The organism is Methylomonas fluvii, from assembly GCF_014850975.1.
Classification (GTDB): domain Bacteria; phylum Pseudomonadota; class Gammaproteobacteria; order Methylococcales; family Methylomonadaceae; genus Methylomonas; species Methylomonas fluvii.
Genome location: NZ_JACXST010000002.1, coordinates 19,510 through 36,828, shown reverse-complemented (window position 1 = coordinate 36,828; position 17,319 = coordinate 19,510). Strand labels below are relative to the sequence as shown.

Annotated in this window: 15 protein-coding genes; 9 read left to right on the top strand and 6 right to left on the bottom strand. The window is 54.0% G+C overall.

Annotation, left to right across the window (positions count from 1 at the left end):
• Window positions 1–3 precede the first annotated feature (3 nt).
• The 9 genes from EBB_RS09740 to EBB_RS09700 are packed head-to-tail and all read left to right on the top strand — an operon-like array spanning window position 4 to window position 11,914.
• Entirely contained in the window at window positions 4–2,133 is a 2,130-nt protein-coding gene (locus EBB_RS09740; RefSeq protein ID WP_192393693.1) for an alginate lyase family protein, read from the top strand.
• Window positions 2,130–3,458 carry an aminoglycoside phosphotransferase family protein gene (locus tag EBB_RS09735; protein WP_192393691.1) on the top strand — a complete coding sequence of 443 codons (1,329 nt, stop codon included), beginning with the start codon at window positions 2,130–2,132 and terminating at the stop codon, window positions 3,456–3,458. Before EBB_RS09740 ends, EBB_RS09735 begins: the two co-directional genes overlap by 4 nt.
• Entirely contained in the window at window positions 3,445–4,089 is a 645-nt protein-coding gene (locus EBB_RS09730; RefSeq protein ID WP_192393684.1) for a histidine phosphatase family protein, read from the top strand. The genes EBB_RS09735 and EBB_RS09730 overlap by 14 nt, the downstream gene beginning before the upstream one ends.
• Entirely contained in the window at window positions 4,086–5,363 is a 1,278-nt protein-coding gene (locus EBB_RS09725; RefSeq protein WP_192393682.1) for a phosphotransferase family protein, read from the top strand. Before EBB_RS09730 ends, EBB_RS09725 begins: the two co-directional genes overlap by 4 nt.
• 20 nt (window positions 5,364–5,383) lie before the next feature.
• Window positions 5,384–7,186, top strand: a complete 1,803-nt coding sequence (locus EBB_RS09720) for an ABC transporter ATP-binding protein (protein WP_192393680.1) — start codon at window positions 5,384–5,386, stop codon at window positions 7,184–7,186.
• A complete protein-coding gene (locus EBB_RS09715) occupies window positions 7,183–8,394 on the top strand; it encodes a glycosyltransferase family protein (RefSeq protein WP_192393678.1) in 1,212 nt (403 codons plus the stop codon). Before EBB_RS09720 ends, EBB_RS09715 begins: the two co-directional genes overlap by 4 nt.
• A complete protein-coding gene (locus EBB_RS09710; RefSeq protein ID WP_192393676.1) occupies window positions 8,384–9,211 on the top strand; it encodes a polysaccharide deacetylase family protein in 828 nt (275 codons plus the stop codon). The genes EBB_RS09715 and EBB_RS09710 overlap by 11 nt, the downstream gene beginning before the upstream one ends.
• 26 nt (window positions 9,212–9,237) lie before the next feature.
• Window positions 9,238–10,758, top strand: a complete 1,521-nt coding sequence (locus EBB_RS09705) for an alginate export family protein (protein WP_192393674.1) — start codon at window positions 9,238–9,240, stop codon at window positions 10,756–10,758.
• Window positions 10,759–10,771: 13 nt separating this feature from the next.
• Window positions 10,772–11,914, top strand: coding sequence for a glycosyltransferase family protein (locus tag EBB_RS09700; RefSeq protein WP_192393672.1), 1,143 nt, complete (start codon window positions 10,772–10,774; stop codon window positions 11,912–11,914).
• Here the strand turns inward: EBB_RS09700 and EBB_RS09695 are convergent.
• The 6 genes from EBB_RS09695 to EBB_RS09670 all read right to left on the bottom strand — a co-directional run bounded on the left by EBB_RS09695 (window position 11,911) and on the right by EBB_RS09670 (window position 17,168).
• Window positions 11,911–13,152, bottom strand: coding sequence for a S8 family peptidase (locus tag EBB_RS09695; protein WP_192393670.1), 1,242 nt, complete (start codon window positions 13,150–13,152; stop codon window positions 11,911–11,913). The two genes, EBB_RS09700 and EBB_RS09695, sit on opposite strands and share 4 nt — an antisense overlap.
• A gap of 6 nt (window positions 13,153–13,158) precedes the next feature.
• Complete coding sequence (locus EBB_RS09690) at window positions 13,159–13,866, bottom strand: anti-sigma factor (protein ID WP_192393668.1); 708 nt, start codon at window positions 13,864–13,866, stop codon at window positions 13,159–13,161.
• A 4-nt stretch (window positions 13,867–13,870) separates the two neighbouring features.
• Window positions 13,871–14,431 carry an RNA polymerase sigma factor gene (locus tag EBB_RS09685; protein ID WP_192393666.1) on the bottom strand — a complete coding sequence of 187 codons (561 nt, stop codon included), beginning with the start codon at window positions 14,429–14,431 and terminating at the stop codon, window positions 13,871–13,873.
• Window positions 14,432–14,554: 123 nt separating this feature from the next.
• The gene (locus EBB_RS09680; RefSeq protein WP_192393664.1) at window positions 14,555–15,298 is read right to left on the bottom strand and encodes a TorF family putative porin; all 744 of its coding nucleotides are present in this window, start codon (window positions 15,296–15,298) and stop codon (window positions 14,555–14,557) included.
• Between the two features lie 133 nt (window positions 15,299–15,431).
• On the bottom strand, window positions 15,432–16,178 hold the full coding sequence (locus EBB_RS09675; protein WP_192393662.1) for a DUF5765 domain-containing protein: 747 nt from the start codon (window positions 16,176–16,178) through the stop codon (window positions 15,432–15,434).
• A 522-nt stretch (window positions 16,179–16,700) separates the two neighbouring features.
• Window positions 16,701–17,168 carry a ProQ/FinO family protein gene (locus EBB_RS09670; protein WP_192393660.1) on the bottom strand — a complete coding sequence of 156 codons (468 nt, stop codon included), beginning with the start codon at window positions 17,166–17,168 and terminating at the stop codon, window positions 16,701–16,703.
• Window positions 17,169–17,319: the final 151 nt, after the last annotated feature.

Here is a 17,319-nt window from a genome sequence, read left to right as displayed (position 1 = left end):
ATGATGAAACCCGAATTTCGCGCGATGGATAGATCAATCTTGTCAGGCAACCCCGGCACCGATAAAACGGCGTTATTGCTGCCGCCGTTCGCTGCGTGGTCACCCACCGAGGTACTGGCACATTTTCGCCAGCGCGCCGTGGATAACTATTTTCCGCTCAACCCCGGAAAAGCCAAACATGTCGCCAGCGCGGCGTCGATTCTCGAAAATCAATTTACTCTGAACAACGAAACCCACCGTTTAGGCAACGGATTCGATTGGTTGCATAACCCCAGCGCCGATCTGGAATGGCTGATTCTGCTGCACAAGTTTTATTACGGCCGCGATCTGGCCTTGGCTTACGAATACAGCGGTGACGAAGGTTATGCCGATAAATGGGTGGCATTGATCAGTGCCTGGATCAAGCAAGTGCCGGACGGGTTCGTGAACAGCCAAGTGACCGGCCGCCGCTTGCAGCAATGGCTGCTGACTTACCATTACTTCGTGCCGGGCCGGCACTGCCAAGCGATAAGCGCCGAATTTTTGCTGGCTTTTTTGCAATCGATACAGTCGCAGGCGCTATTTCTCAGCCGCAATCTAACTCCGGAAGGTAATCACCGCACCATCGAGCTGTCAGCGATATTCACGGTTGCCATTATATTTCCGGAACTCAGCGCCTCGGCCGAGTTACTGGCGTTTGCCCAACGCGAACTGCTGGCCAATCTGCGCCAGGATTTCCTGGCTGACGGCGTGCAAAAAGAGCTGTCCACCGACTATCACCATACGGTGTTGAAGAACTTTTTACGGGTCCGCGAACTGGCGGATTTAAACGGCGTGAGCTTGCCAGAGCCATTCGATGCCGTCATCGGCAAAGCCCTGGAATTTTCGATTTACGCCCACAAACCCGACGGCTGGCTGCCGGCCATCAACGACGGCGACGTCAACAGCTACTTGTCGCTGCTGGGTAAAGCCGAACGCTATTACCCCAGCGACGCGCTGCGTTATGTGCTCAGCCAAGGTAAGCAAGGCCAGCCGCCGACGCAACACTCGCGGCTGTTTGCCGACAGCGGTTATTGTATTTTGCGTAGCGCCTGGGGCGAACGGCCTTATACGGACGGCCGTTACCTGTTTTTCGACTGCGGCGATTTGGGCTTTGGCAGCCACGGCCATTACGACTTGTTAAGTTTTGAAATGGCCGCTTTCGGCCGTTCCTTGGTCGTCGATCCGGGCCGTTATACCTATCACGAGCACGATGGCGACGGCGTTAATTGGCGGCATGCGTTTAAAGGCACGGCCGCGCACAATACTGTCAAGATTGATGGCCAGGATCAAATGGCCTACCAATGCCATGCACCTGTCGGCCCGCAACCTCACGCCGCGGTAATCCGTTTTGAATCGAATCAAGGCTTTGATTTTGTGCATGGCCGCGCACTCAGCCCGCGTTACGAAGTCGATCATCAGCGCAGCATCTTCTTTGCCGAAAACGAGTACTGGATTATCAGCGACCTGCTAAGCGGCTGCGCCAGTCATCGCTATCAACAATTTTTTCATCTGCCGCCGCCATCTCCAGCGCCAATCCAGCAGCTGAATAATCGGCAAGGCCAGGGTATTTGCCTGCCTAACCTGTTAATCGTGCAAGCGCCGCGTGCCGAGGTGGCGATGCACATTGAATCGGGCTGGTTTTCGCCGGAGTATGGCGTCAAACACGCCGCGCCGGTGCTGAGTTTCAGTCAGGAGGGCGACGGTATCCGCTGGTTTCAAACCGTGCTGTATCCCTACCGGGATGATGCGCCGGACATCCAGATCGACAGCTTGCCGGTGAGCCAATCGCAGCATCTGGCAACGCCGATGCAGGCCATGGCCTTGAGTATTACGCTAAAGACCTCCGACACGGTTTATCGCGACTGTTTTTTTGTTAGCCATCTCAACAAGCCTGCGGAATACCGCTTTGCGGATATTGTCTGCCGGGCGAAGCTGTTGTTCGTGCGTCGTAATCTGCTGGGAGAGATCGTCAGCTTGCAAGCCGATGCCGCCGAAAGTCTGAGCATTGTCGGCCGCACGCTATTAGACAGCATCGACAAACCGGTTATGTTGAACTATCGGCTGAACCCGACTAAGCCAACTCTATCAGCGGTTTGGGAGCGCGCGGCATGAATCAAGACCCGCAATTTCCGCAGATGCCGGCAGCGTTGAATCCGAACTTGATGGGGCCCTTGCTGGATTGGCTGCTGGACTGCGCGAGCAGCCAATCGTCCGTAAATGGCTGGCAGATCGGTGAAAAACGTTACAAACCGGGGAAGAGCCTGTTGGTGGGGTATCGGTGGACTGGACAATCTGACAATCCGCACAGCCGCTTTGCCACCGGGCGGCTATGCTCGCCGGCTGAGGTTAACCGCGAGTTTGAACGGGAACTCGCCAAAAGGCCCGACTTGGCGAAAGGCGGGCTGACGTTATTACAACACCCGGCCATGCTGGTGTGGGCGTTTCCTTATGATCGCAAACTGCGCCATTTGCCCACGCTGCTGGATCACGCGGCGATGACGATCCGCCTGCAAGCACCCAACCTACTGGGCATACCTGTAGAAGGTTTGCAATCCGAGGTGTTGCATTATCTTGCCGAGCGCTCCTGCATGATTCGTTACAGCGTGCAAACTGCCGAATCAACGCAGCCGCGGCTGGTGTACGCCAAAAATTATGCCGATGACGCGGGCCGCGAAACCTTCGCCGTGATGCGCCAGCTTAACGGGCCATTTAACTGGGGCGCCGAAGCTTTGGCCTTTGATGCGGACACGTTGACGCTTTGGCAAGCCCATCTGCCCGGTCAGGCTTTGACGTGGGCGGCGTTGCAGGCGGATAGTGATGGGGAACTGGCCGATCAGATGGGACAGTGTGTGGCGGAGTTGCACGCCTGCCGTATCGATACGCCAAGACGTTACACGCAAGTCGATGTGGTGCAGGGCTTGTTAGCCACGCCAACCCTGGCTGAACAAGTTCGCCCGGAATGGGCCGGCCGTATTGCCCGCTCGGTAAACAGTTTGTTGGCGCAGGCACTGCGTCAAACGCCATCTGAGCGGGCAACGCTGCACCACGACTTGAAATTGAATAATTTTTTATATGACGGTCAGTGCTTGGGGTTGATCGATATGGACTGCGTATGCCTTGGCGACCCTCTGCTGGATTTGGCCAGCCTGATCGCTAATATTTATCTAAACGGCATTCGCGATGCGGCATCCATTGAATCCATCCATCCACTGGTCAATCGCTTGGTGTTGAGTTACCAACGCCATCGTCAGCAGACGCTGAGTCTGACGGATTTACGTTGGCAGGTTGCCGCCGCGTTGATACACGAAGTGGTACGCCGCAGTTTGCGCCAACTGGACGAAACCCGCCTCAAACAAATCAAACGCTATCTGGCGCTGAGCGATATGTATGCGGCGCACTGTGGGCAGGCTGCTGGAGTGGCTAATGTACTCATCTGATCAGCCACGGCGGATTTATTTAGCTCGTCACGGCCAGAGCGAATTGAATCTGCAACAACGGATTTCCGGCCAGGCCGATGCGAAATTATCCGCCAAAGGCCTGCAGCAAGCTGAAGCCTTGGCGGACGTGCTGAAACAGGAAACACTGAGCACGATTTACAGCAGCAGCCTGACCCGCGCCATACAAACCGCCAAACCCACCGCAGCCATGCAGGGCTTGCCGATCAAGACTTTGGACGGTTTGCGGGAAATTGGCCTGGGTATTCTGGAAGGCAGGCATGTCGATGAACGCGACCCGGAAGCCAGCCGCTTATGGGCGGCACGGGAACAGGATAAATACGGTTTCCGTGGGCCCGGTTGTGAAGCGTATGCGGATTTTAGCGCGCGGGTGTTGAGCAGTCTGCAAGCCATGTTGGCCAGCGGCGGCGAGGCAATGTTGATCGTAGCGCATCGCAACACCAACGAAATCATCTTAAACCAGTTGTTGGGCGCCGATTTTACCGGTATAGCCGAGATCAACGTCAAAAACAAATACCTGTACGCCATCGATTTACGCAGCAACGCGGAAGTGATGACGATACGCCTGGGTGGCGAACAGCATGGCCGGCGCTATTCAGGGTTACGAGCATGATTAACCCCTTGGCGCAATTTGCCCTCTTGCTGGACGCCGATCTGATGGCCGCCGCGCTGCAACAGCATTTGCCCGAATGCCAAGCCGGCGACTGGCAGGTGACCGGCTGCGAGATTCAGCATCCGCGTTACAAAACCTATCGGCTGGCTGAAAACCGCGATCGCTCGTTTTTATCGCTGGTTTACCATTTACGCGGCCGCCATCCAGCGGAAACGACCGCCGAGCAGCGCATACTTTACGCCCGCGCTTATCTGGGCCAGCGCAGCCAGCAGGCCTACACCGAAGCGCAGGCCAACGGCGAAACGGCGATACATCTGGCTGAACTGGGCATGGTCGGCTGGCGCTTTCCGGACGATCCGGCAATGCCCTGGTTGGCGGAATTGATGGACAGTCGGCAGATTGCCGAGTTGGAACAACGGCCAATATCGACTATCGAGATCGTCAATTACCGGCCGGAAATTCGCTGCACGGCGCGTTACCGCTTTGCTGCCAGCGAAACTGAGCCGGCGCGGGTGGTTTATGGCAAAACGTATGCCGATGAACGAGGTCGGGCGGTCTATACCAACCTGCTGACGCTGCAACGCCAATCGGTCGCCGCCTTTGTCATGCCTGAAGCCTTAGCTTACGACGCCGGTCACCACACTTTATGGTTAGAAGGCTTGCAGGGCCACATGCTAACTGAGTTGGATTTTACAGTCGGTGTCGCAGAGAAAATCCCGGCCTTAGCTCATGCACTTGCCGCTTTTCACCAAGTCACACCACCGCCTCTGCTGGTCATTACCTCGCAGCAACAGCTAAAAGAGTGGCTCAAGAAAGCCGATAAATTGAGCCATGCCTATCCCACCATCCAACCGGCGCTGACTGGGTTATTCAACGAGTTGCGCCAAGATTGCCCCGAGTTTGAAGTGTTAGGCTTGATCCACGGCGATTTTCATATCGATCAATTGCTAGTGTTGGCGGACGGCCGCTTGGCGCTGTTCGATTACGACGAATTAGCTATTGGCGATCCATTGCAGGATTTGGCCAATTTCGCGGCGGATTTATACAACTATCCCTATCCGGTTGCCGTGATAGACCAACTCGTTCAAACACTGTTTACAGCTTACTCAGCCGCCAACCACAACCAAACCGATGCGCAACGCTTTGTTTGGCATCTACGCGGCCAGTTGCTGACCCGCGCTTACCGTTGCTTCATCCAACAAAAATCCGCGGCGCCGCAACGGGTCGCAGATTTTATTGCGCTGGCTTTGCGTCCTTGGCCGCTGGCCGACTGAATTCACCGGAAAAACTGCTAATGACTGAACAAACTCAATCGAACAGCCGCTTTAGACAAATCGTGTGGGCGCATCTGGGCCGGGTCCGCGGCAGTATAGTCGCGGCGATTGTCTGTATTCTCGGTTCGACACTGACCAGCCTAATCGTGCCGTGGCCGATGAAGCTGATTTTCGATCATGTGTTGCTGAATCATCCGTTGCCGGCCCATCTGGCGGCGGCGCAACCGCTGTTGCATGGCGGCAGCGAGCAGGCGTTATGGATCCTGTGCGGCAGCATGGTGCTGATTGCTTTGTGCAAAGGCGTGTTTTCCTACTACCAGCTGTTTCTGACTTCGCGCATCGGCTATTTGCTGGTCTACACATTGCGCAGCGAATTGTTCGACCACTTGCAACGCCTGTCGCTGGCATTTCACAGCAGTACGCCCACCGGCGAGTTGCTGAATAAACTGACCAGCGACACCAATACCTTGAAGGACGTCTACGCCGACTCGGCCTTGACCTTCACCACCCATGTGCTGACCGTACTGGGCATGTTCGTCATTATGTTCAACCTGAGCGTGAAACTGAGCTTGATCGTGCTGGCCAGCTTTCCGCTGTTGTGTCTGGCTATCGTGCTGATTTACCGGCGGGTGAAACGCTCGGCGCGCAAGCAACGCCATAACGAAGGCCGCTTGGCGTCGCGGGTTAGCGAACTGTTGAACGCGGTGCCGCTGGTGCAAACCTACGGCATGGAAGATGTCGAGCGTGAGCGCTTTGATGTGGAAAGCAGCCAATCGATGACTGAAAGCGTGCGTACCGCGCGCATCGAGGCCGGGGCGACTCGGATGATCGAAATCATCAGCGCCATCGGCACCGGCATCGTGGTGTTGTTCGGGTGCTTGCAAGTGTTCGACGGGGTGCTGACACCGGGGGATGTGCTGGTGTTCAGTTCGTATATCGCCCAAATGTATCAACCGATTCGGCAAATCACCCGCCTGTCGACGCGTTTTTCCAAGGCCAGCGTCAGCATCGAACGTATCAGTGAAATACTGGATACCGAGCCAGACATTCAGGACCCACCGGATGCGATAGTGCCCAGCGGCTTGCGCGGCGAAATCGAATTTAACAATGTTTCGTTCGGCTATCCGACTGGCAAACCCATCCTGCGGGATATTTCATTTCACATTCAACCGGGTGAGCGGGTGGCGTTGGTCGGCGCGTCCGGGGCCGGCAAATCCACCATCGCCCGCTTGCTGATTCGACTTTACGATCCGCAACAGGGCGTTGTGCGCATCGACGGCATTGAAGTTGATCGTTACCAGCGCGCCGCGTTGCGGCGGGAAATCGGTGTGGTGTTGCAGGATTCGATTCTGTTCGGCACCAGCATTCGCGAGAACATCGGCTACGGCAGCCCGGATGCCACGATTGAAGACATCGAAGCCGCCGCGCGTCTGGTGCATGCCGACGAATTCATCCGCAATCTGCCGGACGGCTATGACACGGTGTTGGGCGAAAGCGGCGGTAATCTGTCCGGCGGCCAAAAACAACGCTTGTGTCTGGCGCGGGCCTTGTTGCGCCAATCCTCGATTCTGATTCTGGACGAGCCGACTTCCGCGGTGGATGCCCAATCTCAAGCCTTGATTCGCGATGCTATCGATCAACTGCACGGCGGCAAAACCGTACTGATGATCGCTCATCAATTTCACACCATCCGTCATTTCGACCGCATTTTAGTGTTGAAGCAAGGCGTGATTGTCGAGCAAGGCAGCCATGAAGCTTTGATGCAGATGGGCGGCCATTATCACGAACTGTATAAACTCCAACACGGGTTGCGTGCCGCATGAACCACTACAAACCGCGATTACTGCTGTATTGCCAACATTCGCTAGGCATGGGCCATTGGGTCAGAGCCATGACCTTGACCAATGCCTTGAGCCGCGAATTTCGGGTGACATTTCTGAACGGTGGCCGCGCTCCCGATCACCAAGCCGCCGTTGCCGATTTGGATATGCTGAATCTGCCGCCGCTGGGTATGGGCGAGGATCATCAGTTGTACAGTCAGGATGAACGTTATAGCGTCGAAGAAGCGTTGGCGGCTCGCAAGCAGATAATTTTGGATGAGTACGCAATGCTCAGACCCAAAGTGGTATTGATCGAGCTGTTTCCGTTCGGCCGCAAGAAACTGGCTGGCGAGTTGTTGCCACTCCTAAAGACAGCGCGTCGGGACAAACAAACGAAGCCGCTGGTGTTGTGCAGTCTGCGCGACATCATGGTCAACGCCCGTAAAGACCAAAGCCGGCACGACGAAAGGGCGCGCTGGATTACCGACCGCTATTTCGACGGCCTGCTGGTGCATGCCGATCCCCGGTTTGCCCGCTTGGAAGACAGTTTTAAGCCGCGTCATCCCTTGCAAACCCCGCTGCTGTACACCGGTTTTGTCGCTCCAGGTCGCATTCCGGCCGCGATCAAACCGCCACGGCACGGGGTGTTGGTGTCGGCCGGTGGCGGTATGGTCGGCGCGCCATTGTTTCAAGCGGCGATTCAGGCTCACGCCATCAATTGGACTACGGAAAAATTACCGATGACCATCGTCGCCGGGCCGTTTTTACCGGAAGCGGATTGGCAGGATTTAGTCGCCCAAGTCAAAGGCATGGCCGGTCTCACGCTACGACGCTCGGTACCGGCGATGCAGCCTTTGCTGGAGGCGCACAGCCTGTCAGTAAGTCAATGCGGTTACAACACGGTGATGGACATTCTGGAGTCGGGCACCCCGGCTCTGGTCGTGCCGTTTGTGCGCGGCCAGGAAGACGAGCAAAGCCAGCGGGCACAAAAATTAGCCGAATTGGGATTAGTCGAAATACTGAATCCAAGCGAATTGACCGGTCAGCGTTTGGCTGAGCGGATTTTGCAACTAAGGGATTTTTCCCCCAATCCAGCCGGCTTGAATCTGGCCGGCGCCGATCATACCGTGCGGCTGATTCAGGAATTGCGGGCCAGCAAAAACGACTTGATCCCAGGAGCTCAATCAACGGAGTACGTCCATGTTTGCTGATTGGCTAAAACCTGTGCGTATGGCATTGGATGCTCGAGAACAAGCTGCCCAGATATTCTTTCGCGACGACGACGCCGGTTGGGATGATGATCGGCTTTATGCCTTGTTGGACTGTTTTCGAGATTGCCATATACCCATCGATCTTGCGGTGATTCCCGATGCTCTTAGCCAGTCGCTGGCGGACTCGCTGCTGGGGCGTTGGCGGCGAAATCCGTTTCTGTTGGGCTTACATCAACATGGATACAGCCATCACAACCATGAAAACCAAGGCCGCAAATGCGAATTCGGCATCAGTCGCAGCGAAGAGCGGCAATTTAAGGATTTGTTGGTTGGCAAACAACAGCTTGAGTGCCTGTTCGGCTCGGCGCTGGACAGCATCTTCACGCCGCCCTGGAACCGTTGTAGCCAAGCCACGGCTGACAGCCTGATTAAACTGGGTTTTCAAGCCTTGTCACGCAACCGAGGCGCGGTAACACTGCATACCGGAAGATTAAGGGAAATTCCGGTGGCTATCGATTGGTGCGGGATCAGAATCAAATCCGCTCAGCCCTGGATGGCACTGGGCCAAGCCATAGCAGAGGCGTTGCATCCGACGCACCCGCTACCACTGGGCATTATGTTGCACCACGCCGTGATGGACGGTGACGACCTTGAGCATCTGCAAGCCTTATTGCAACTATTCCAAACACATCCCAATACGCACTGCCGCTTGATGCGCGAATTTTTAGACGACACAAAAGCGCTTGATGTGCGGTTAGGTGCGTTTCCGCTTGAGTCCCTGGCTGAGCTGATAGCTATGCGTTCCTATCTCAATTAACCAACCAACTGATTTGCCCTGCGTTCATGAGCTTTAATTCCTTGATACTAAAAACCGGAAAAATCGCATTCTTGGCCGGCGGTGCCTTGCTGAGTTTATCCGTATTTGCACAGACCACCAACGGGCAGGTGGTTGCCAACAAAGCCAATGACAATGCCTTTCGCCAGGACAATGGCGACAGCGTCAGAAAAGAACCATTGCGTATTAACCCCGGTGACAAACGGCCGGCAGACCAGTTCAAGGTCGATGTATTCGGCCATCCGCTGACCATTGGCGGTGCTTACGAACTGGAACCTCGCTACGTGGAAGACCGGCGGCTGGACCCGCGCCGCGACGATGACGTGGCCAATCTTTATCAAGATTTGAAGCTGGAGTTGTTTTACCAGTGGTCAAAATCGCTATCGTTTTTTGTGCAGTCCGATGTGTATTACGATCCTGAGGTTTACACCGAAAGCGGTCTGGACCAATACGAAGCCGGCATCAAACTGACCCAGGCTTGGCTGTTCATTCACCAAATTTTGGATTCGGGTTTTAGTCTGCAATTGGGCCGGCAACGTATTGCTGACAAGCGCCAATGGTGGTGGAACGACGAACTGGACGCGGCGCGGATTTATTTTGGCGAAGACACGCTGTTCGCCGAGTTGGCGATTGCCAAGGAGTTGGGCTCCAAGCAGTCGGATCAGGATTTCATCGATCCGGTCAGTGACCGGGTGGTTCGGCTGATGGGCGATGTGGTTTGGCAATGGGACCCGAAGCAAAACCTGTCTTTGTTCTTTCTGAGCCAGTTCGATAATTCGGACAACCAACGCCCCGGCGACCTGATCCGCGCCAATCGTAAAGACTCTAGCGACGGCGACCTGAATTGGTTCGGTGGGCGGGCGATGGGGAAATTAAAAATCGAACATGTCGGCAAGATAGGCTATTGGCTGGATTCAGCGTTGGTATTTGGTGAAGAGACCACGCAAACCTTTACCGACATCAACAGCAATTTTTCAAGGGTTAGGGCGCAAACGCCGCGGCATGTCGCGGCCTGGGGCATGGACGCCGGCATCACTTGGTACAGTAACTTGTTCCTGGAACCTTATCTGACCGTGGGCTATGCCTACGGCTCCGGCGACACCAATCCCAACGACGGCACCGATAGTGCTTATCGGCAATCCGGAATCCATAACAACAAGATTAAATTATCCGGCAGCCAGCGCTTTCGTTATTACGGTGAGTTATTTCGGCCTGAATTATCGAATTTGAACATCATGACTGCGGCGCTCGGCTTTCCGATCTCCGAGCAAAGCTCTATCGATTTGCTTTACCACCACTACGAACAGGCTACGCCGTCGTCGGTGATTCGCGATTCACGCATTCGCGCGACGCCCAACGGCCGCAGCGGCACGCTGGGCGACGAGTTTGATCTGGTGTTGTCATTGGACGAATGGAAGCATTTGCAGGTGCAATTTGCCGGTTCGGTCTTCATGGCCGGCCCGGCGTTCGGCGAGTTGGAGGGAAATAATTCCTTTCAGCTCGATTTAACCTTTAAATACAGCTTTTAGTGGTTTGTTTGCCATGCCCGCAAAGCGCCGCAAAATCCTATTTTATTGCCAAAGCCTGGTGGGCCTGGGGCATTTGACCAGCAGCCTGCTGGTGATCCGTGAGTTGTCGAAATATGCCGACGTTGATTTAATCCATGGCGGCCAGGGTTTACAACACATGCCGGAATTGCCGGGCTTCAGACATCTGCGTTTGCCGACAATTTTGATCAATAGCGCCAGCGACGAACTTTACGCACCTGATAGCGATAAACCCATCGAAGTTATCTGGGCCGAGCGGGCGGCGGCTATCGAGCAGTTTGTAAGCTGGCCTTACGATGCGGTAATCGTCGAATTTTTTCCGTTCGGCCGGAGGCGTTTAAAAAAAGAGATTCTGGGTTTGTTTGCCAAGGTCAGACAGCGTTGCGGGGCGATTCCGATTTTTTGTTTTGTGCGGGAAATCTTGGTGCCGGCGCCGCTGGACGCCGAAAGGCGCATGGTGAAACTGGTGCGGGAGCATATCCATACCGTGTTCGTGCGCGGCGACCCGAACATTGTCCGCTTCGAGGAAACCTTTAGCTTGACCGCCGAGATTGCCGAGCGTTTGGTTTACGTCGGCTATGTCAGTCCGCCGCCCCCGGCAAGCTGGCCGGTGCGGCAAAACCGGATAATGGTCAGCCAGGGCGGCGGCGAAATCGGTAAATCGCTGTTGCGCGCCGCGATCCGGACCGCGCCGCTGTTGCCGGAATATCAGTTTTTAGTGATTACCAGCTCCCGAGCTGCGGCAACCGAAATCGCTGAATTGCAAGCTTTGATCAGCAGCCCGAATGTCCAAGTCGTCTCGTTCTTGCACAACTTCCAGGAAAATTTACAAACCGCCGCTTTGTCGATCAGCCTCGGCGGCGACAACACTTTGATGGACGTGATCAGCACCCGCACACCTTCACTGGCCTATCCTTATGCCGGCAATAGCGAGCAAGGTTTGCGGATCGAGAAACTGGCCGCCAAGGGCTTTGTGTTGCCTTTGACGGAAATGGATCTGGCGCCTGAGCGGCTAAGTATCAAGATAGTGGAGACGATAAACCGAACTTATCCGCAACAGGCCATAGCGATTAACGGCGCGGCAGAAATCGGTCGGCGGATAAGGGCGATTCTTGACGGTGGATTTTGTAAAGACTAGTGCGTACGTTCCGGAGAGGCGAGGGCTGTGCTCGAATCCAGCAAATTGGCGGTCGAGGCGTCGTTACCTAGCCGGCGTTTGATGTCCGCTGTTTTCCAGTCCGGATGCAATTGCAACAGCAAAGCGGCCATGCCGGCCACATGCGGCGTGGCGAAGGAACTGCCGTTCATAAAGTCGTAGGCTTGGTGCGGCACGGTGGTCAGAATGTCTTTGCCGGGCGCGGCGATGTGCTGGTGGTTGCCATTGTTTTCCTGACCAACGGCTATCACACCGGCGATGTTGGCAGGAAAACCGCCGCTTTGATTCTGGCTAGGGACTGCCGCGACCACAATAATGCCTTTGGTTAACGCTTTCTCGATTAACTGATGCACTAAAGGGTCTTCGGGGCCGCTCAGGCTTAGATTGATGATATGGCTATTCATTCTGATAGCCTGATTCAAGGCTAATGCCAAGGTAAAACTGTTGCAATGTGCCGCCAAGGCATTGGGTTTCTCCGGCCAACAGGCCCGGAATGCCAAAATTTCCGCTTCGGGGGCTATGCCGGCTATACCTATGCCGTTGTTGGGATGGGCGGATAATACGCCGGCTACTGCCGTGCCGTGGATATCGGCTAAATTGTGATCGCTGGGCTCCGGTGCGGTGTTTTCCGAGTACTTGATCCGGCCCTGCAAGTCCGGGTGCTCGGTATCTACGCCGGTATCAATCACTGCAATGCGCACGCCCCGGCCGGTGGTGGTGCGGTGCAAATCGGCTATGCCGAGAGCGTTGAATCCGGTTTGTAAATGCAGATACGGGTCGCTGTACGTTTGAGTCGGCGCAACTTGTTTACCTAAAACCTGGAAACTCTGCATTTGCTGGACGGAGGACACGTCGCTGTCCTGTTGCAATTCTGCTATCGCCTGTTGCACGGGTAAGCTATCCGGTACCTCATATACGACGCAGCTGACGCCCAAGGTCGTCACCGGCCACTGCGCGACGAACTTTAAATGGTGACGCTCGGCCAGTTCCTGCGCAATATGTTCGCTCCAGCCGGAGTTGCCGTAATGGCCGCGCAAGCGATAACCGTCCAAGCTGTTGGCTGGCAACGGGCGGTCAATGCTGCGGTCGGTAAAGGTGATCAGCAGACGCCGCTCTTCCGCAGTGTTGCTGTCGCCCAGCCGGGATAAATCACTGTTGCTCGCGCAGGCGCCAAGCAAGCCTAGCAAGCATATAAACAGATTCAAGCGCACTAATTTCATGATCGGTTACGGTTGTAAAATCGGTTCAGCCAGCATGACATCCTGTCGGCTGCGTAGCAACGCCAAGGCGCCAGCCATGTCAGTATCCGGCTTGCCGGCGGCGAATTTGACGGTGTAAGCACCGACACTGTTCGGTCCGTCTATGCGTACTCCGCCAATTTGGCTAAGCGCGGCGTCTATGTCTTTTTCCATTAAATTCTTTGCAAACACCACGCGTATCTGGCCGGTCGGACCAGCGTCCGGTTTAGCTGCCGACAGCGTGTGATAATCGGTGGTATTGGCCGGGCGCAGGTATTGAACGGCAGCCGGTAGTGTGACCAATAACAAGGACGCGGCAATAGCCAGGCCTTTTCCGGTATTGCTGGCGATTCGCCAAAATCCCCGGCCAGAACCGAAGGGTTTTACATTGTCGCCAGCCCGCTGTTCGCGTGGGCTGTCGGCCTGTTTGCTGGGCGGGAGTTGACTGGCTGTTTGCATTTTGGCACGCAGGCCGGCGAACGAGGCTTCAGCGGCTATGTCCAGATCGGCTGCTTGTTGCACGGCCGCCGCGAGTTTGCGTAGGCTCTGTAACTCGCGCCGACACACGAGGCAGTATGTTAAATGCCGGTCTACCTGCTGCCGTTCATTTGTCGACAGGCTTTGATTGACATACCAGGGTAGTAACAACACGATGTCCGAATGGGAAGTAGTGGATGAGGAAATCTGTGAGTTCATGGCCTTATTTCTCCTGTGCGTCGGCAAAAACCTGCAGTTTCCTGCGGGCATGAAACATACGGGTTTTGACGGTATTTTCCGGACAATCGAGGATTCTGGCGACATCCTGATAAGACAAGCCGTGGTAAAAGGTGAGTTCGATGACCGCGCGCTGGTCCGGCGGTAAAGTGGCCAACGCACAGTTTAACCAATCCTCGTTTTCCCAATTATTTGCTGGATTCGCGGCTGGGTCACCCATGGATTCGGTCAAGTCGTCGATGTCGACATCGTTGTTACGCCGGGCGCTTTTGGCCATGGCTTTCAAGGTTTTGTGATAGGCGATGCCGAATACCCAGGTGGAAATTTTGCTTTCATGATTGAAGCCTTGGGGTTTTTCCCAAACCACCAGCAAGGTCTCCTGTATTAATTCCTCCACCGCTTCAGGTTGGCGCGTCATGCGCAAGATGAAACGAAACAATCTTGGATAGTAGTTTTTGTAGAAGGCTTCGAACGCGGCGGTATCGCCTGCGCCGATACGTTGCAGCAGAGCGTACTCGTCCGAGCCGATTTGGGGCTGTTCGGGCATGGGTGGTCGATGTAAGTTAGGTACTAAACGCAGCATGGCTCAAACCTGGGTTCCGGTGATTTTAGCTTGGTGTGCGAGTGTATTCCGCGGCGACGCCGGAAGGTTCAAAGGCGGGAAATTTATTTAAAACCCGGCGGTCACGGAGATTAAAAACTTGTTGTCCTGTAAGCGTGGATAAAACTCGTGGTGATGGGTGTCTTCGTGATGATTGTCCAGATGAACGTCAGTGTAGCGTAAGTCTAGTGCCAGATTGCGGGTGATGAACCAGGAGACGCCGGCATTCCAATAAAAATAATCCTCATCCAATAATTTGTTGGCTTGGTAGTAGCCCAATCCGGTTGAAAATTGCAGGTTGTCGAGAATGTCGCGGCGATATTTGAGTTCGTAATTCATCACAGTTGCGTCGCGGCGATAGGCGTTAGGCGCAACGGACACTGTGCCGCTGAGCCAGTCCTGATAGTGTAGGGATGTGTAAAATTCAGCGTAATCGGCATATTTGCCAAAAATCTTGCCGTCAAACAGGTAGCCGGTTACCGAGAATTCAGTACGCCAGTCACGATTTAACGGCAGGCTCCAACCCAGATAGGGTTTGATTTCGACATCGGCATGATTTTTATAACGACGGTCGTCGAAGCTGACTTGTGAAACGCCTACGCCGCCGAACCAGCCCATAGCGTCCTGGTAATCGATATGCGCCTGAGCCAGCGGGGTGCCGCGATTCTTGGAATAGCCCCGATGCAAGTAATCGCTGAGAAAAGTTAGTTCGCCATGCCATTCCGCTTGGGCGCAAGTTAAAACAGAGGATACGCCGAAAATTCCTATAGAGATTGCAAACACGCCTTTGCGGAAGATTTTATCTGAGTCCATGGCTGGGTAGTTTGAGATTTATGTGGGGATTATCGGTGATTGGCTGTCAGTATTGAACTACCCTTTTGTGCATTATTTCCTAGTCGGCTTGAACCTTCAACAAACTTGAGGGATGTGTGGTTAATTGATCAACTTATTTAAAAAACTGAGGATGGCGGCAACCATACCAGTTAGTCACATACAGATATTGGCGGATGGGTGTTTTAATTAACAATAGCAGCAGCCCTATCGAATATAGACACCATACGGCAGCCCATTCGTTCATATCGTTGGTAGTCAAATAGGCCAACAGCGGGCCGGTCGTGAAATGATACAACACCAGTTTCCATGAGCCGTAAAGCAAGGGCATCAGAAAGGCAGCGTATACGTAACTGTTAGCCATCTGAATGCTGCCGCTGGCAGGTATGGCCCAGGCAATATGCCATTGTCCGGATGTCGAGCAAATCTCCGTACCGCAAAAGGGCATCAAGAATTTGAGGTGAGTGCCTGGTAGAAATTGATAGTAGTGGTCAAAACAAAAACTGCTCCATTGGAACGGATAAATTCGCATCATAAAAACAGTGGTCGCTGCAAAGCACAAAATATAGACAAACGGCGCGATGCGTTTTCGTGACGGTTCCGGGATGAAGTGCATGCTGACCGCGTTGACAAAAAACGGTTGAAACGCAATGTGCATATATCCCAAAAAGGTAGCAATTTGGTTGTTCGGATTCAGGCACTGGTCGATCACCGAATAGGTATACGCCTGTAGTAATTCCATCAGGGAAAAGTAGGCCAGTGCCAGGCATAAGACCTGGGATTCGCCGCGCCGATAAAAAAAAGAAGTACTCGCAAAGCCGGTTAAGGCTAGCGCGGCCGATGCCTCGCCACTCCAACACATAATTCCTCCTGGGAACTAAAAATCTAGGATCGGGCAAACTGCGATCCAGTGTCGGAGTTTGAAAAGTCTATTAAAGAGTAACGCCTGGCAGATGCCGAGGGGCTTTAAGGCTCTGTGTTGCCGACTTTTGCGCTTTAGGCTTGGTCGTAAAGAGGTTGCCTTGGGGTGGATTAACCTAAGGCGTGATCGCGCGAAGAAAATGACGCAAATGTTGCAGTCGCTACGTTATGATTCCACAATAGTTTTGTAGATTCTTTGCTCATTCTAATGACTTATTGAGGGTTTACGGCAAAAATTTTCTGGGAACTGATAAGGCTGGTAAGCACCCGAGTTAATTTTGGGTGCTAAGCGCGTATCGATTGGTTCTGAGTTTTGGATTGGGACGGACTGTCGCATCAGCAAGCAGGCAACTGGGCTTTGGAAATAACTTGTTTCGGCGGTTCTACGTGGTTGAACGTCCAGGAAAATCAACAGTTTGAACTCGCGCTCTCCTGGTGCCTGCAATCTTTGGATAAGCAAAACCTAGGCTGACCCGGTAGGTAATGCTTCGACCGCTTCAGGCTGTTTGCGCCGTTCCGCTTTTAATTTGCTCGCTTGTTCAGCATCTGCTTTTGTTACTTGGCCGGCCGGCATTCCCTGTAAATCTACTCTGACAGCGTCTTCTGTCAGGCAATCCCAGTATCGATGTCCCCAACACCAGGCCTTCAGTGCGGTGCGAAGTTGGTTTTTATCTGCACCGAGTTGATCGGCATGCGCCAGGATGTCTTTGTGGATACCTATTTTTAAGGGCAGTTTGGCAGCGGGTTTTTTGGGAAACGCCAAGGGAAAATTCTTTTGCAGCAAGCCGATGATGGCGACTAACGCGTCAGCTTTGCCGGTCTTTTTGATAGGCGATTTACCCGCTATCTTTTTTTCTCGTTTTACCGATTTATTGGCAGCCGCTTGCTTGACAAGTTCATCTCTGAGCGCCGCTAGTTCTTCAAATCCCATAATGTATCCACACTTTTATCAAGGAATAAAAAGTAGATTGTACATCGGGAAACATCAAGCCAATAGTGCAATCGAATTTTGGTGCGCCCGGCTAACAATTTCTTAGATAGATAACATAGCGTTCGGTGCTTTATCTGGTGCTGCCCAGATT

Coding starts and splice junctions, on each gene's coding strand:
- EBB_RS09690 (WP_192393668.1), bottom strand. CDS start 13,866: ATGAACTCACAGATTTCCTCATCCACTACTTCCCATTCGGACATCGTG.
- EBB_RS09680 (WP_192393664.1), bottom strand. CDS start 15,298: ATGGACTCAGATAAAATCTTCCGCAAAGGCGTGTTTGCAATCTCTATA.
- EBB_RS09710 (WP_192393676.1), top strand. CDS start 8,384: ATGTTTGCTGATTGGCTAAAACCTGTGCGTATGGCATTGGATGCTCGA.
- EBB_RS09675 (WP_192393662.1), bottom strand. CDS start 16,178: ATGTGTTGGAGTGGCGAGGCATCGGCCGCGCTAGCCTTAACCGGCTTT.
- EBB_RS09740 (WP_192393693.1), top strand. CDS start 4: ATGAAACCCGAATTTCGCGCGATGGATAGATCAATCTTGTCAGGCAAC.
- EBB_RS09695 (WP_192393670.1), bottom strand. CDS start 13,152: ATGAAATTAGTGCGCTTGAATCTGTTTATATGCTTGCTAGGCTTGCTT.
- EBB_RS09720 (WP_192393680.1), top strand. CDS start 5,384: ATGACTGAACAAACTCAATCGAACAGCCGCTTTAGACAAATCGTGTGG.
- EBB_RS09685 (WP_192393666.1), bottom strand. CDS start 14,431: ATGCCCGAACAGCCCCAAATCGGCTCGGACGAGTACGCTCTGCTGCAA.
- EBB_RS09715 (WP_192393678.1), top strand. CDS start 7,183: ATGAACCACTACAAACCGCGATTACTGCTGTATTGCCAACATTCGCTA.
- EBB_RS09705 (WP_192393674.1), top strand. CDS start 9,238: ATGAGCTTTAATTCCTTGATACTAAAAACCGGAAAAATCGCATTCTTG.
- EBB_RS09735 (WP_192393691.1), top strand. CDS start 2,130: ATGAATCAAGACCCGCAATTTCCGCAGATGCCGGCAGCGTTGAATCCG.
- EBB_RS09725 (WP_192393682.1), top strand. CDS start 4,086: ATGATTAACCCCTTGGCGCAATTTGCCCTCTTGCTGGACGCCGATCTG.
- EBB_RS09730 (WP_192393684.1), top strand. CDS start 3,445: ATGTACTCATCTGATCAGCCACGGCGGATTTATTTAGCTCGTCACGGC.
- EBB_RS09670 (WP_192393660.1), bottom strand. CDS start 17,168: ATGGGATTTGAAGAACTAGCGGCGCTCAGAGATGAACTTGTCAAGCAA.
- EBB_RS09700 (WP_192393672.1), top strand. CDS start 10,772: ATGCCCGCAAAGCGCCGCAAAATCCTATTTTATTGCCAAAGCCTGGTG.